Here is a 241-nt window from a genome sequence, read left to right on the forward strand (position 1 = left end):
AAAGAGGATCCGAATGCTAGGGTTGCTTGTGAAACATCTGTAAATACAGGATTAGTATTAGTTGCAGGGGAAATCACTACATCTACGTATGTTGATATTCCGAAAATTGTTAGGGAAACAGTGAAGGGTATTGGATATACACGTGCAAAATATGGTTTTGATTATGAGACTTGTGCTGTATTAACTTCCATTGATGAGCAGTCCCCTGATATTGCTCAAGGTGTAGATGTTGCATTGGAAG

Annotated in this window: 1 protein-coding gene; it reads left to right on the plus strand. The window is 38.6% G+C overall.

All coding sequences use genetic code 11. The features are described from left to right. Window positions 1–241: S-adenosylmethionine synthetase N-terminal domain-containing protein (locus AOA60_RS23575; RefSeq protein WP_305887059.1), on the plus strand; the 241-nt coding region annotated here is incomplete at both ends.

Origin of the sequence: Pseudomonas sp. 2822-17 (assembly GCF_002742485.1) — a bacterium.
In the GTDB taxonomy this organism is placed as follows: Bacteria; Pseudomonadota; Gammaproteobacteria; order Pseudomonadales; family Pseudomonadaceae; genus Aquipseudomonas; species Aquipseudomonas cyclaminis.